The organism is Burkholderia sp. AU32262 (assembly GCF_020419985.1).
GTDB lineage: Bacteria > Pseudomonadota > Gammaproteobacteria > Burkholderiales > Burkholderiaceae > Burkholderia > Burkholderia semiarida.
On the sequence record NZ_JAIZRS010000004.1, the window covers coordinates 13,800 to 28,347 of the forward strand.

The following is a 14,548-nucleotide window of genomic DNA, read 5'->3' on the forward strand; positions in this document are numbered from 1 at the left end:
GATGGCCGCACGCGCCCGCCATGATCGGCTCGACCTGTGGATGAACGGCATTCCCGTCGGCTATTGGGAAATCCGGCGCGGGGTCGAGCGTCTCGTGTACCTGCCGGACTGGCTCGACGATCCCCAGGGCCGGCCACTGTCGCTGTCGCTGCCCTTTACGCCCGGCAACCAGCCGCACCAGGGCGCGATCGTGGCCGACTACTTCGACAACCTGCTGCCCGACAGCGAGCCGATCCGCCGCCGCATCGCGCAGCGTTACCGGCTCGGATCGACGGCGCCGTTCGAATTGCTCGCGTCGGTCGGCCGCGATTGCGTCGGCGCGATCCAGATGCTGCTGCCCGGCGAGACGCCCGCCGATCTCGAGGCGATCGAAGGCGCGACGCTCGACGATGCAGCCGTTGCCGACGTGCTGCGCCACGCGACCGCCGCGCCGCTGCCCGGCCACGCGGAGCCGGAAAGCGACCTGCGCCTGTCGATTGCCGGCGCGCAGGAAAAAACCGCGCTGCTGCGTCAGGGAAACCGCTGGCTGCGTCCGTCGGGCAGCACGCCGACGACCCACATCTTCAAGCTGCCGCTCGGGCGCGTCGGCAACATGCAGGCCGACATGCGCACGTCCGTCGAAAACGAATGGCTGTGTTCGAAGCTCGTCGCCGCGTACGGCCTGTCGGTCGCGCCGTGCGAGATCGGCCGGTTCGACGACCAGAAGGCGCTGATCGTCGAGCGCTTCGACCGGCGGCCGTCGCGCGACGGCTCGTGGATCCTGCGACTGCCGCAGGAGGACATGTGCCAGGCGACCGGCACGCCGTCGGGGGCGAAATACGAATCGGACGGCGGCCCCGGCATCGAGACGATCATGGGCATCCTCGCGAATTCGGCCGATGCGGCCCGCGACCGGATGAATTTCTTCGTCGCCCAGCTCGTGTTCTGGGTGCTGGCCGCGATCGACGGCCACGCGAAGAACTTCAGCATCGCGCACCTGGCCGGCAATGCGTATCGCAGCACGCCGCTGTACGACGTGCTGTCCGCGCATCCGATCATCGGTACGCGCCGCAACCAGATTCCGCCGCGCCGCGCACGCCTCGCGATGGCCGTCTGCGGGAAGAACCGGCATTACGTGATCGGTGAAGTCCAGCCGCGCCACTGGATCGCGCAGGGCCGGCGCGTCGGCCTGACCGAAGACGACGTGCGCGCCGCGATGGCGGCCGTCGCCGCCCGCACGGAACCCGCGATTGCCGAAGCCGCCGCGCAGATCCCGGCGGATTTTCCGGCGGACGTCGCGGATGCGATTTTCGCCGGCATGCGTCGGCACAGCCGCAAGCTCGCAACGGCCGATTCTGCGTGACGAACCGACGGGCCGCGACGGGCTGTCGGCCTTCGCGGCAACACGTCAGCCCTGGATCGACGGGCAGCCCCGACGGAACCGAAGCCGTGACGCCGTCGCCGATACGGCATCTCACGCCCCCACGCCGGACCGCGCACCGGCCGCCGGCACTTGATCGTTCAGCCCGCGTCGCGCGCGCGGGCGAGTGCCGCGAGGTTGCCCTCGCCGAACCCGTGATGCCCCTTGCGCTGCACGATCTCGAAGAAGATCTCGCCGGGCCGGCGCTTGACGAAGGTCTGGAAGAACAGCCTCGGCACGCCGTCGCGGCCGATCTCGCCGTCGACCAGCACCGCGCGGCGGCGCAGCGCATCGAGATCGACGCCGTGCCCGGGCAGCCGCGCATCGACGTCGTCGTAATAGCGTGCGGGCGGCTCGATGAACTCGACGCCGTTCGCACGCAGCGCATCGACGCACGACAGGATGTCGTCGGTCGCCAGTGCGACGTGCTGGACGCCCTCGCCCGGATGGTCGGGCAGGTACGCATGCATCAGCTCGGTGCGCCGCGTGCCTTCCTCGTACACGGGAATCCGCACCGCGCCGCACGGCGACACCATCACGCGCGATTCCTCCGACACATGCCAATGCGCGTCGATCTGGTGGATCTCGCGAAAATGCAGCAGGTCGTGGTAGAAATCGAGCCACTCCTGCATGCGGCCCGCGCCGACGGTTTGCGTGAAGTGGTCGACCTGCTGCAGGCCGACGCCGGCGCAATCGAGATCGGTATGGGCGGTCGCGATGTCGATCGGCCGGAAATCGATGTCGAAGATCGAGATGTCGCCGACGCCGCCGCGCTGGCCATCCCGCCCGCGCCAGCGGTCGACGAAATACAGGTGCGAATCGCCGATGCCCTGGATCGCCGGAATCTTGAGTTCGCCGACGCCGACCTTTTCGCCCTCGAACGCCCACGCACCGAGCTGGATCGCACGCTCGAACGCGCGCCGGGCGTTCGCCACGCGCAACCCGATCGCGCAGACGCCCATCCCGTATTCCTCCGCATAGCGCGCGGCGAACGAATCGGGCTCGGCGTTGATGAGGAAATGCATCTGCCCCTGCCGGTACAGCGTGACGTTCTTGCTGACGTGCCGCGCGATCGCCTTGAATCCGAGCTGCTCGAAGCGTTGCGCGAGTGCGTCCGGCACGGGCGCCGCGAATTCGACGAATTCGAGGCCGGCCATCCCGAGCGGATTGGCGGCCGGATCGGCGACGGGCGGCGTATCGCTGGACAGGGGGTGGGAATTGCCGGGCATTCCAGTCTCCGGGGACATGCGTCGATGGGGGAGCGTGCCTGTCGCGCGCGGCATGCGCGGCCGAGGTGGCGGCCGCACGCGCGCTCCGGACGGGCGAGTTGTCGATGCTGCAGATTTTAACCAGATCGTTCACGGCGGCACACCCCGGCCGAACGGATATCGTCGCGCCGCCTAGTGCAAACCCGGAAATCGTTCGATAATCGCACGGACTTGAACGATAATCGCGCAATTTATCCGATTGGCCGATTGCCGCCGTGCGGCGCGCGCCCTATTCTCCGTTCACTCATCGACTTCAATGCAGCATCGGACGCGGCGCCGCCACGATTCCACGATGCGCCGTGCCAGGAGACATCGCCATGACCCCCACCTTCGACACGCTCGACGCCGCTGCAGGCGCCCGTGCGCGCAACCAGGCCCGCAAGGCCGCGATCGGCAGCTTCGTCGGCGCCGTCGTCGACTGGTACGACTTCCTGCTGTACGGGATCGTCGCCGCGCTGGTGTTCAATTCGGAGTTCTTCCCGAAAGTCAGCCCGACGATGGGCACGCTCGCGGCGTTCGCCACCTTCGGCGTCGGCTTTCTGTTCCGGCCGCTCGGCGGCATCGTGTTCGGCCACTACGGCGACCGGCTCGGCCGCAAGCGGATGCTCGTGCTGACCGTGATGCTGATGGGGCTGTCGACCGTCGCGATCGGCCTGCTGCCGACGTTCTCGACGATCGGCTGGTGGGCGCCCGTGCTGCTGGTGCTGATGCGCGCGATCCAGGGTTTCGCGGTCGGCGGCGAATGGGGCGGCGCGGCGCTGATGGCCGTCGAAAGCGCGCCGAAGCAGAAGAAGGCGTTCTACAGCAGCGGCGTGCAGGTCGGCTACGGCGTCGGGCTCGTGCTGGCCACCGGCATCGTATCGATCCTGAGCCATACGCTCGGCGAGGCCGCGTTCAAGTCGTGGGGCTGGCGCCTGCCGTTCGTGTTCAGCATCGTGCTGGTGCTGATCGGGCTGTGGGTGCGCAAGAACATGGACGAATCGCAGGAATTCGTCGAGAAGGTCGAGCACGGCAACCGCAAGCTGCGCCTGCCGGTGCTGGAAGCGCTGACGCGCCATCCGAAGGCGTTCCTGCTGATCGTCGCGCTGCGGCTCGCCGAACTGTTCACGATGTATATCGTCACCGCGTTCGCGCTCAGTTATTCGACGACGAACCTCGGCATGTCGCGCGACCTGTTCCTGAACATCGGCCTGCTGGTGGGCGCGGTGAGCTGCGTGACGATCCCCTGCTTCGCGTGGCTGGCCGATCGCTACGGCTTGCGCCGCATCTATCTGATTGGCGCGTTGATCGGCGTTGCGTCCGCGGTGCCGTTCTTCCTCGCACTGGAAGCGCGGTCGATCGCGTGGATCGTGATCTTCTCGATCCTGCTGGCGAACGCCGCGCACGACATGGTCGTGAGCGTCCAGCAACCGCTGTTCACCGAGCTGTTCGGCGCTGAGTACCGCTACAGCGGCGCGGGCGTCGGCTACCAGTTCGCGAGCGTCGTCGGCGGCGGGTTCACGCCGTTCATCGCGGTCGGCCTCGTCAGCGTGGCCGGCGGTTCGTGGCACCTCGTCGCCGGCTATCTGGCGGCCGGCTGCCTGATCTCGCTGGTGGTCGCCGCACGGATGCGGGCGGCGCAATGACGCGATGAGCGCGTGGCCGGTCGCCGTCCGCGGTCGGCCACGCGGCTGGTCATTCGGCCATGCCGGCCGGCATTCGACCTGCTGCTTCACGGGCGCGACGTCAAACACTGTCAGTTACGCGCGCCGATTCCCCTTTTCCCCTGCGAACATTCCACGCCGCGTGCCGACCAATGGCATCATATGGGCCTACGTCAGTCACCGATACGCCCCCATATCATGTCGAATCTCATCGTCCACGGCGGCACTCCGCTGCGCGGGGACATCAAGCCGTCCGCGAACAAGAACGCCGTCCTGCCGATTCTGTGCGCCACCCTGTTGACCGATCAGCCGCTGCGCCTCGTCGGCGTGCCCGACATCACCGACGTGCGCAAGATCCTCGACATCTTCCGCACGCTCGGCAGCGACGTGTCGGTCGATTTCACGACGGGTCTGCTCGAGCTTCACCATCGCAACACGAAGTTCGATCCGGCGGTCCACCGGCTGCCCGAGGCGATGCGTTCGTCGATCATGCTGATTCCGCCGCTGCTCGCGCGCTTCGGCGTCGCGCGCCTCGAGAACGACGTGAAAGGCTGCACGCTCGGTGTGCGCGAGATCGATCCGCACGTCGAGGTGTTCGAGCGGTTCGGCGCGCACATCGAACGCACGCCCGATTCGCTGATCGTCCGTACCGACGGCCCGCTGACGGCCAACGATCACTGGCTCGACTACGCGTCGGTGACGACCACCGAGAACTTCGCGCTGTGCGCGACGGCCGCGAACGGCACGTCGACGCTGATGAACGCGGCATCCGAGCCGCACGTGCAGGAGTTCTGCCAGTTCCTCGCGATGATCGGCGTCGCGATCGAGGGGATCGGCACGTCGCGGCTGTGCGTGACGGGCGGCGGCAAGCTCGGCGGCGGCGAGTTCCGCTTCGCCGAGGATTTCCACGAGATCGCGACGTTCCTCGCGCTCGGCGCGATCACGGGCGGCGACATCACGGTGCGCAACTCGTCGCCCGAGCATTTCCCGCTGATCGACCGCACGTTCGCGAAATTCGGCGTTACCGTCACGCACCGCGACGGCTGGTCGCGCGCGGAGCGCGACGGCCCGCTGCGCGTGCGCCGGCCGTTCACGCAGAACATCCTGACCAAGGTCGAGGCCGCGCCGTGGCCGTACCTGCCGGTCGACCTGCTGCCGATCTTCATCGCGCTCGGCGTGCGCGCGGAAGGCAGCGCGATGTTCTGGAACAAGGTCTACGACGGCGCGCTCGGCTGGTCCGGCGAACTGTCGAAGTTCGGCGCGCACGTGCTGCTGTCCGATCCGCACCGGCTGATCACGTTCGGCGGGCTGCAACTGACGCCGGCGCGCGTCGAGAGCCCGTACATCATTCGCGTCGCGATCGCGCTGCTGATGGTGGCCGCGAGCATCGAAGGCCGCTCGGAAATCATGAACGCGCTGCCGATTCGCCGCGCACATCCGCATTTCGTCGAAAACCTGCGTTCGGTCGGTGCGAACGTCGAGTGGACGAGCAGCGAGTAAGGTCGTGACGGATGCGGCGCGCGCAACGGTCGCGTCGCATCCGGTTCGTCCGCTTTTCATGCCGTATCGGCCGTTTCCATGCGCGGCCGCGCGGCGTTCTGCCATCGGTTGCCATCAGTCCGCGTCAGCACGCTGCGTGCTGCTTCACGCCTTTTCCCGTAGTCGGCGTCAGCCTGACGATGCGTCATCGGGACGTCTACTCCCGCGACCCGCCGGCTTTTCCCGCTCGCGGAAAACCAGATTCGGACCCGTCCAATTGCCGAAACGTGAGCCCGGCCATAGCCTGCTTTCCTGATCCGGCGGAAAGTGCAAAAAACCGCACATCCTCCCTCCAGCACGAAAATGCACAGCCTATGGAACCTCGATTCACCCTGGCGCAGATGCGCGACGTCTGGATCGACGCGTATCGTCACGCCGATGTCGAACAACTCGATTTCGTCGCGAGCCCGCATTTCTTTGTCCGGCACGAAGCTCGCATTCGCCCGAAAGCGCAATTTCTTGCGCGAATGCGCGTCGTAGCGGCCGAACGCACACCGGACAGACCGGCTATCGCATATCGGGACGAAACCATGCAAATCGTTACGCGCGGACGGTGCGCGACGATAACGGGCATCGGATCGGTACGGATCGACCAGGCAATCGATTCCCGCTTCGATTTCGTTGAGCAGTGGTGCGTGATCGACGCCCGATGGCGCATTGCCGCGCTCTGGCACGAACACAAGTAAGCTGGGCGGCGCCGCAGGCGCGTTCCGGCGCTTGAATGGGTCGACTCAATCCGGCTCGTTTGCGTCGTTCCGCCTGAACCTGAAATCGCCCGGCAGCTTGCCTCTGAAACGCCTCAACGGCAGCAGAAGCGCTTCGGGGCTCGCGTGGCGGCTCGCGGCCAAAGCACCGGCATGGTGAACGACTATTTCGACTTCGTCGCCTTCACGTAGCCCCAACGCGTCGACCAGACCGGCCGGAAGGCGCACGGCCAGACTATTCCCCCACTTTGCAACCCGCATACGTCCTCCTTGAATGGATGTCGCCGACTCTATATCGGCCCCTATCCCACGGGCAAGGATGGCGGATCAACCGACCTCCCGCTCCCCCACAACTCGCGCGATAATCGCCCACTCCCGCGCGAACACCGCGCGCCACCACCCACCCGTGATGACGAAAAAGCCGGACCTCGACCGACGCGACTGGATTGCCGGCCTCGAAAAAGGCCTGATGATCCTGGAGGCCTTCGACAGCCAGCACGCGCGCATGACGCCCACGCAAGCCGCCGCGCGCACCGGCCTCACGCGCACGGCCGCGCGGCGCTACCTGCTGACGCTGGAATCGCTCGGCTACGTGTACACCGACGGCAAGCTGTATGGCCTCACGCCGCGCGTGCTGCGGGTCGGCTGGTCGTATTTCGATTCCGCGCGCCTGCCGCGCACGGTCCAGCCTTATCTGCAGCAGTTGAGCGCGTCGCTGAACGAATCGGCGTACGTCAGCGTGCTCGACGGCTGGGAGCTCGTGTTCATCGCGCGCAACGGCGTGTCGCGCGTGATGACGACGGGCTTCGTGCTCGGCGCGCGCGTGCCGGCGCCGCTGACGTCGCCCGGTGTCGTCCTGCTCGCCCATCATCCCGATCGAGAAGCCGTGCGCGCGTGGCTCGACGAGACCGAGCTGGCGCCGTTCACGCCGCACACGATCACCAACAAGGCGCGGCTGCTCGAACAGGTCGACCGGGCGCGCGAGGCCGGCTACGCGGCGATCGAGCAGCAATTGCAGGTCGGCGTACGCGGGATCGCGGTGCCGCTGAAGAACCGTCACGGCGAAGTCGTCGCCGCGCTGAGCACGAACATGCCGATCGGCGCGGAGACGACCGACGCGGCCGTGCGGCGCGTGCTGCCGCATCTGCAGGAAGCCGCGCTCGCGATGCTCAACGTGCTGTAGCAGCCGGTGCCGCCGCCGTCACCCGATCCGCCACCACCGCGGCAGCAGATCGCGCACTTCGCGCCGCCGGTAACGGTCGTCGATCAGATGCACGACGCCCTCGTCGTGCTCGGTGCGGATCACGCGCCCGGCCGCCTGCACGACCTTCTGCAGCCCCGGATACAGGTACATGTAGTCGTAACCGTTGCCGAAGCGCGCGTCCATCGCGCGCCGCATCTGCTCGTTGATGTCGTTGACCTGCGGCAGCCCGAGCGTCGCGATGAACGCGCCGATCAACCGCTCGCCGACCAGGTCGACGCCTTCCGAGAAGGCGCCGCCCAGCACCGCGAAGCCGACGCCGCGCCCGCCCGCGTCGAAGCGCGCGAGAAACGCGTCGCGCTCGCTTTCGGCCATGCCGGGCGCCTGCGCCCACACGGGGACGTCCGGATGGCGCGTCTGCATCAGCGCGACCACACGCCCGAGGTAGTCGAAGCTGCTCAGGAAGCCGAGATAGTTGCCGGGCCGTGCCGCGTATTGCGCGGCGATCAGGTCGGCGATCGGCTCGAGCGAACGATCGCGGTCGCGCCAGCGCGTCGACACGTGGCTCGCGACGCGCACCGTCAGTTGTTCGGCGCGGAACGGCCCGTCGACGTCGAGCCAGCCGGTATCGCCCGGCAGCCCGAGCGTGTCGCGGTAGAAATGGAACGGGCTCAGCGTGCCCGAGAACAGCACGGTCGCGCGCGCGGCTTCGTAGCGCGGCGCGAGGAAGCCGGCCGGGATCACGTTGCGCACGCACAGCGTCGACTGGACGCGGCGCCGGCGGCCGGCCGTCGCGACGCCGTCGAGCGCCGGCTGGCGCGGCATCGGTTCGCCATGCAGCGTCGCGTCGAAGATCGACGCGCTGTCGAACGCCTCGGCCAGCACGCCGAACTGGATCGCCTCGAAATGAAAACGCAGCAGCGCGTCGCCGTTCGCGCGAGGCGCGTCGGTCAGGTGTTCGCCGATCGCCGCGACGAGGTTCTGCACGGCCGACACGATCGGGCCCGGCACCTCGGGATAGGCGGCATAGCGCTCGGCCTGCGCGCGATTGAGCGTACCCCACGCGCGGGCGAGCCGGTCGAATGCCTTGCGCAGCGCGGCGGGCGCGGCTTCGCGCGCGGCCGCGAACGCGAATGGATCGAGCGACGCGCTGTACATCTTGCGGGCGCGGTCGAGCAGGTTGTGCGCTTCGTCCACGAGCACGCCGACGCGCCACTGGTTCTGCTGCGCGAGCGTATGCAGCATCGCGCTGCCGTCGTAGTAGTAATTGTAGTCGCCGATCATCATGTCCGACCAGCGCGCGAGCTCCTGCGCCAGGTAGTACGGACAGACGTCGTGCGCGAGCGCGGCGGCGCGCACGGTCTCCCGATCGAGCAGCCCGGCCTCGATCGCCGCATCGCGCGCGGCCGGCAGCCGGTCGTAGAAGCCCTTCGCGAGCGGGCACGATTCGCCGTGGCACGCGTTGTCCGGATGCTCGCACGCCTTGTCGCGCGCGACGAGTTCCAGCACACGCAGCGGCAAAGCGGGCGTGCCGGCGCCGAGCGTCGTCGCCGCTTCGAGCGCGAGCGCGCGGCCGGGTGTTTTCGCGGTCAGGAAAAATACGTGATCGAGTTCGCCCTCGCCGCAGGCCTTCAGCAACGGGAACACGGTGCCGAGCGTCTTGCCGATGCCGGTCGGCGCCTGCGCCATCAGGCAGCGTTCGTCGCGTGCCGCGCGATAGACGGCCACGGCCAGCTCGCGCTGGCCGCTGCGGAACTGCCCATGCGGAAACGCGAGCGCGCGCAGCGCCGCGTCGCGCGCGGCGCGATGGGCCGTCTCGCGTTCGGCCCAGCCGACGAAGCACGCGCACTGCTCGGCGAAGAACGTCGCGAGCGCGCCGGCATCGAGCGTTTCCGTCAGCACGGTCTCGCGCTCGGAAACGATGTCGAAATACACGAGCGCGACGTCGATTTCCTTCAGATCGCGCGCAGCACACATCAGGTGCGCATAGACCTTCGCCTGCGCCCAGTGCAGCGCGCGGTGGTTGGCCGGCATTGCATCGAGGCTGCCGCGGTAGGTCTTGATTTCCTCGAGCCGGTTCGCCACGGGATCGTAGCCGTCCGCGCGGCCGCGCACGGTGAGCATGCCCCACGTGCCCGTCAGCGCGATCTCGGTTTCGTAGCGCCCGCCGCGCTTCGACGTGACCGCGCCGTGGCCGGCGATGCCTTCGAGCGCGGTCGGCGCGGGCGTGAAGCGCAGGTCGAGATCGCCGCGCCGCGCGGTGAACTCGCACATCGCCCGCACCGCGACGACGTAGCTCATGCGGACAACCCCGCCGCCTCGGCGTGCGAGACGCCCTCGCCGGCCCACTCGACGTCGACGACGCGCACCGGCATGCGGTGCGCGAGGCAGTAGGCGAGCCAGCGCGTCTGGTTGTCCTGCAGCCGGTCGCCGGGGCCCTTCACCTCGATCAGCTCGTAGCGGCGTTCGTCGGGCCAGAAGCGCACGAGATCGGGCAAGCCGGACCGGTTGCCGCGGATATCCGCGAGCAGGCGCGTGAACCACAGCCGCAGGTGCTCGGGCGGCAGGCACGCGAGCGCTTCGTCGAGCAACGCGTCGGTCAGCACGCCCCAGAACACGAACGGCGACTGCACGCCGGCCTTCGTCGCGAAATGCCGACGGATCGTGTCGCGGTACGCGCCCGAATCGAGCTGCGCGAAGCACGCGTCGAAGGCCGCCGCGCGACGCGCGGCGAAATCGGGCGCGTGCAGGTCGGCCGGGCCGCGCTGGAACGGGTGAAAGAACGCGCCGGGCACCGCCGCGAACACAGGTTCCCAGCACAGCAGCCCGAACAGCGAATTGATCAGCGTGTTTTCGACGTAGTGGACCGGCGACGCCGGCTGCGCGAGATGGTCGCGCACCGCGAATTCGACGCTGACGGATGCGTCGGGACGCGCGAGCACGAGCGTCTCGCGCGGGACCGCCGCGGCGGCGACCGCGCGTTCGACCCGCTGGCCGGCGCGACGCTGCAGGCGCGGCAGCATGCGCTCGACGCGCTGGCGCTCCTCGTCGCTCTCGAAGCCGCCGCGCGCGTCGAGCGCCAGCGCGAGCGCGTCGCCGTCGCGCCCGCAGCGTTCGAGTACGCGGATGCGCCGATGGCGGCTGCCGGGCCATGCGCTGCGCGTGTACGCGTCGAGCGCGGCGCACCAGTCGGCACGGCGTTCGCATGCCTGGCCCAGCGCGAACAGCAGCTTCGCGCGGCGCGTCGCGAGCCACGGCTGCGCACAGTCGACCGCGTCCAGCGCGCGGATCAGATCGTCGAACGGCAGATCGTCGGGCCATGCGTCGAGCGCGTCGCGGCACATCTGCAGCGCGAGATATGCATCGACGTCGCCACGCTGCTGGAACGCGCGCGACGACGGCGCGATCGGCACGCTTTCGTACTGGAACACGCCGAGATCGGCGAGCACGAACTCGCTCCAGTCTTGATGCAGATTGCCGAAGAACATCAGCCGCAGCCGGTCGCACAGCGGGCCGACCGTCACGCGCAGCACGCGGTCGTCGGCCTGCGCGCACCACGCGTCGAGCGGTTGCGCGACGTCGTGCGCGGGCCTCAGCCGTTCGAGCCAGTCGGCCTTGCGCTCGCCAGCATGCGCGGCGAGCGACGGAAAGATGCGCAGCAGATCGGCCTTGGTCGACAGCGCGAACAGCTCGTCGAGCGTGAGCGCGGGCGCCGGATCGACCCAGCCGAGCGCGACGAGCGGCGCGGCGGCGTCGAGCGTGCAGCCGATCTCGTCGTACACGAGCTTGCTCGCGCGGAAATCCGAGCCATTGCGCATCAGCATCCGCACGAGCAGCGCGCGCGACGCCTGCGGCAGCGCCGCGAACTGCCGGACGAACGCATGCTCGTGCGCGTCGAACAGGTCGTCGTAACGCTCGCCGAGCCAGGCCAGCGCGCGTTCGAAATTGGTCAGGTAGTAAAACGCCGGAGGCGTCGGCGAAGCAGGCGTCACGGGGATCGATCACTGTACATTTGTACAGGTCGCAATCATATCAAATGTGGCGGCCAATGCCGCACGCGGCATTGCCGTTCCGCTGCCCCGGCTTCGGTCAGAACTGGTAATTCACCGACATGTCGAACACGCCGTTGGTCGACTGCTGCGTGATCGGGCTGCGCGCCGCGCGGCCGACGAGCTGCTCGAGCGCGCCGTCCATCGTGACGAACCAGTGCTTGTTCACGAACCACACCATCGTCACGCCCACGCCGGCCGACTTGATCCCGGCCCCGGACGAATAGGCCGGCAGCCCCGAGCGCGCCGCCGCCCCCCTGGCTCACGCCGAACCAGCTGTTCATGTAGCGGGAATCGGCGAACGACACGGTGGGCCCCGCGAACCAGAAGAAGTGTTCGTTGCTGCCGGGCATCGGCATGTACGCGGAAAAATCGCCGGTCCAGCCGTTCGACCCGCCGATGCTGCGCCGCACGTCCGCGCGCAGCACGAGCGGGAAATCCTTCGAGACCACGTAGTCGGCCGCGAGCTTCATCACGGGCGCCGCATTGATGTTGTCGAGACCGTTCAGATGGCCGAGATCATCGGCCGAACGGCGCCCGAGGTCATAGCCGACCGACAAACTCACGCGCCAGTTCGGCCCGCGCAGCACGTTCGCGCCGAGCCCCTCGCCGGTCGACAGGAAGAACAGGTCGCGATAGCGGATATCGAAATTCGGGCCGCCCATCACGCGATAGCGGTCGGAGCCCGCATAGCGCGGCTGCAGCGTCATCGCGGCGCCGACGCTGACCTGCCAGGTCGGGATATTCGGATCGAAGAGTTTGCGCAGCGGCACGCCCGCCGTGTATTGCCATTCGCCGAGCGGCGAAGGCGTCTGGGCCGACGCGTCGCGGGCGCCGGCGGCGGCGAGCGCCGCGAATGCCGACAGGCTGGATACGAACCGGCGTGCGCCGGGGGACAGCAACAGGCGAGCAACAGGGGTCAAGGCGGTCTCCGTCGGTTGCATGAAAGGAACCTGAGGGAAAGCGCGTCGCGCTTCGTCGGCTGCAACGGCACGCAGCCTGCGGCGCGAACGTAGCATGCGCTGAATTAATGGACATCCTACGCGACGCGCGCACAGACGCAAAGCGCCCGCTGTATGCGGGCACTTTGCCGGAAGCCGGCATGAGCCGGCGGATGATTGCGGAATCAGAAACGCTCGACGTGATAGTCGCCGGCGAGCGCGGCCGGACTGCGCGTCGACATCATCCGGGAGAAACCGTCGGCGAGCCGGCCGAGCGCCAGCTGCTTCTGGCTGGCGTCCCAGTGCGTAAAGGTGTCGTACGCGACATCGTCGAACGAAACGGTCACGGCGACCGGGCGGCCGCTCGCGCGAAAGCCGATCTGCAGCACGCCGCCCGGCAATTCCTCGATGTGATAGTGCAGCGAACGCGATTCGAAATAGCGGCCCAGTACCTGAGCGATCGCGCGCTTGTCTGGCGATTGCACGTGAATGTCCATGACGGTCCTCCTTTTCAGTGTTCGCGCGGCCGGTGGTGGCGCACTGCCCCGGCCGGCATCCGCATCGGCGGCGGGTTCGACGGCGGGTCGCCCTGCGGCAGCCCGTCGGGCACGGGCGGGTCGACCGGGTCGTCGTGCCCGGGCGGCGGCGGATCCGGTTCGACGTCGGGTGTCGTCGGTTCGGGGCGGTGCAGCATGGATGGCGTCTTCATGTCACTCCTGCGCGACGGCGCGCGCATCTCGATGGCGAGGCGAGCCCCGCAAGCGCCGTGCCCGCTCTCCCGCTGTTCCGTTCAATCGTCGTAAGCGGCCATGACGAGCCACATCGTGCGCCCCTCGGCGGACAGTTGCACGGCGAGCGCGAACGGGTCGGACGGTTCGCATTGCGCGACCAGCGCCTGCTGGGCCCGCTCGGGGCTGTCGTAGACGACGTGGTTCAGCTCGCGCACTTCGTCCTTGCCGTCGAACATGCGCCGCTCCGGCCGGTAGACCCGCGATTCGCGCTTCCACGTATCGAAACGCTCGCGCACGGGGCCGAAATCGCCGCCGCATACGTTCGCGTCGTAACGTATCCTTTCCCTGGCTGCATTCATCGCGATGTCCTCTCGTCCAGACCGGACGCGTGCCCGGCCGTCCTGGCCGGCTTGCAAGCGCCGTGCCGCGTGCGCCGCGGGTACGCCGCTTGCGCTTCTCATCGACAAGGAGGTCCGACCATGATCGTTCACGCCACCGGCCGCCGCGACGCCGTGTCACCGGTTGCCGGAGTGCTCCGGCTCGCCACGTCGCGCCCGCCGTCCGAAGACAAGACGGAGGAGCGCATCGACGAAGGGCTCGAGGAGACGTTCCCGGCCAGCGATCCGCCCGCCGTCGGCGGTGCAACCCGTATCGACCCCGCCAAGCCGTCCGGCGAGCACGAACGTCGCGCGCCGCACGTCCCTTCACCGCCCCCCGATCACGGCTGACGGCGGCACCCGGCCCGCGGTGCGGCAGCGCATGCGCGGGCCGGCGAAATCAGGAGCGATTCGATGAAAGTCCTTGAACGCAGATGGCATGAAATCAGTGGCGCGGCCGGCGTCGCGGCACTGGCCGCGATCGAAAGCGCCGTGGTGCTGGCGATCGTCACGATGACGGGAATTGGCCACTGACGTCCCGCGTTGATGCCCCTGCCGCGAGGCGGCGACCGCCGTGGAAGATGTACAAGCGGGCTGGCAAATTTCTCCGTCCTCCGGCCGTCCGGGCGCCGCGTGCGCGCATCGCGCGCGGCACGCGGCCTGCTCCCGTCTGGATCCGATCACGAAGGAGGCGTT

At 68.4% G+C, this 14,548-nt stretch carries 13 protein-coding genes and 1 pseudogene; 5 read left to right on the forward strand and 9 right to left on the reverse strand.

Annotated elements, in window-relative coordinates; all coding sequences use genetic code 11:
• Nucleotide 1: 1 nt before the first annotated feature.
• Nucleotides 2–1,342, forward strand: coding sequence for a type II toxin-antitoxin system HipA family toxin (locus LGN10_RS05365; RefSeq protein ID WP_226222087.1), 1,341 nt, complete (start codon nucleotides 2–4; stop codon nucleotides 1,340–1,342).
• Between the two features lie 158 nt (nucleotides 1,343–1,500).
• On the opposite strand, the gene LGN10_RS05370 is transcribed toward LGN10_RS05365, so the two are convergent.
• Nucleotides 1,501–2,628 (reverse strand): 4-hydroxyphenylpyruvate dioxygenase family protein, encoded by a 1,128-nt coding sequence (locus LGN10_RS05370; protein ID WP_059574395.1) that lies wholly within the window; start codon nucleotides 2,626–2,628, stop codon nucleotides 1,501–1,503.
• A gap of 356 nt (nucleotides 2,629–2,984) precedes the next feature.
• On the opposite strand from LGN10_RS05370, the gene shiA reads away from it, so the two are divergent.
• Together shiA and LGN10_RS05380 are read left to right on the forward strand one after the other, a co-directional pair.
• Nucleotides 2,985–4,292 (forward strand): shikimate transporter, encoded by a 1,308-nt coding sequence (gene shiA, locus LGN10_RS05375; RefSeq protein ID WP_059639479.1) that lies wholly within the window; start codon nucleotides 2,985–2,987, stop codon nucleotides 4,290–4,292.
• 216 nt (nucleotides 4,293–4,508) lie between these two features.
• Nucleotides 4,509–5,810 carry a UDP-N-acetylglucosamine 1-carboxyvinyltransferase gene (locus LGN10_RS05380; RefSeq protein WP_012340028.1) on the forward strand — a complete coding sequence of 434 codons (1,302 nt, stop codon included), beginning with the start codon at nucleotides 4,509–4,511 and terminating at the stop codon, nucleotides 5,808–5,810.
• 56 nt (nucleotides 5,811–5,866) lie between these two features.
• On the opposite strand, the gene LGN10_RS05385 is transcribed toward LGN10_RS05380, so the two are convergent.
• Nucleotides 5,867–6,529, reverse strand: a complete 663-nt coding sequence (locus LGN10_RS05385; RefSeq protein ID WP_226094200.1) for a hypothetical protein — start codon at nucleotides 6,527–6,529, stop codon at nucleotides 5,867–5,869.
• 51 nt (nucleotides 6,530–6,580) lie between these two features.
• Nucleotides 6,581–6,814: an AbrB/MazE/SpoVT family DNA-binding domain-containing protein gene (locus LGN10_RS05390; RefSeq protein ID WP_099317453.1), complete on the reverse strand. Its 234-nt coding sequence runs from the start codon at nucleotides 6,812–6,814 to the stop codon at nucleotides 6,581–6,583.
• A gap of 148 nt (nucleotides 6,815–6,962) precedes the next feature.
• On the opposite strand from LGN10_RS05390, the gene LGN10_RS05395 reads away from it, so the two are divergent.
• Nucleotides 6,963–7,736, forward strand: a complete 774-nt coding sequence (locus LGN10_RS05395) for an IclR family transcriptional regulator C-terminal domain-containing protein (protein WP_059574399.1) — start codon at nucleotides 6,963–6,965, stop codon at nucleotides 7,734–7,736.
• Nucleotides 7,737–7,754: 18 nt separating this feature from the next.
• Here the strand turns inward: LGN10_RS05395 and LGN10_RS05400 are convergent, their stop codons facing one another.
• From LGN10_RS05400 to LGN10_RS05425, 6 genes and pseudogenes are all read right to left on the reverse strand, one after another.
• Nucleotides 7,755–10,055, reverse strand: a complete 2,301-nt coding sequence (locus tag LGN10_RS05400; protein ID WP_226222089.1) for an ATP-dependent DNA helicase — start codon at nucleotides 10,053–10,055, stop codon at nucleotides 7,755–7,757.
• Nucleotides 10,052–11,746 carry a VRR-NUC domain-containing protein gene (locus LGN10_RS05405; RefSeq protein WP_226222091.1) on the reverse strand — a complete coding sequence of 565 codons (1,695 nt, stop codon included), beginning with the start codon at nucleotides 11,744–11,746 and terminating at the stop codon, nucleotides 10,052–10,054. The genes LGN10_RS05400 and LGN10_RS05405 overlap by 4 nt, the downstream gene beginning before the upstream one ends.
• 97 nt (nucleotides 11,747–11,843) lie before the next feature.
• Nucleotides 11,844–12,747: pseudogene (locus LGN10_RS05410) on the reverse strand (MipA/OmpV family protein).
• A 182-nt stretch (nucleotides 12,748–12,929) separates the two neighbouring features.
• Nucleotides 12,930–13,241 carry a hypothetical protein gene (locus LGN10_RS05415; protein ID WP_059574402.1) on the reverse strand — a complete coding sequence of 104 codons (312 nt, stop codon included), beginning with the start codon at nucleotides 13,239–13,241 and terminating at the stop codon, nucleotides 12,930–12,932.
• Nucleotides 13,242–13,255: 14 nt separating this feature from the next.
• The gene (locus LGN10_RS05420; RefSeq protein ID WP_059639473.1) at nucleotides 13,256–13,453 is read right to left on the reverse strand and encodes a hypothetical protein; all 198 of its coding nucleotides are present in this window, start codon (nucleotides 13,451–13,453) and stop codon (nucleotides 13,256–13,258) included.
• Nucleotides 13,454–13,534: 81 nt separating this feature from the next.
• Entirely contained in the window at nucleotides 13,535–13,834 is a 300-nt protein-coding gene (locus LGN10_RS05425; RefSeq protein ID WP_226222094.1) for a hypothetical protein, read from the reverse strand.
• A 120-nt stretch (nucleotides 13,835–13,954) separates the two neighbouring features.
• Between LGN10_RS05425 and LGN10_RS05430 the strand changes: the two genes are divergently transcribed.
• Complete coding sequence (locus tag LGN10_RS05430) at nucleotides 13,955–14,203, forward strand: hypothetical protein (RefSeq protein WP_059574405.1); 249 nt, start codon at nucleotides 13,955–13,957, stop codon at nucleotides 14,201–14,203.
• Nucleotides 14,204–14,548: the final 345 nt, after the last annotated feature.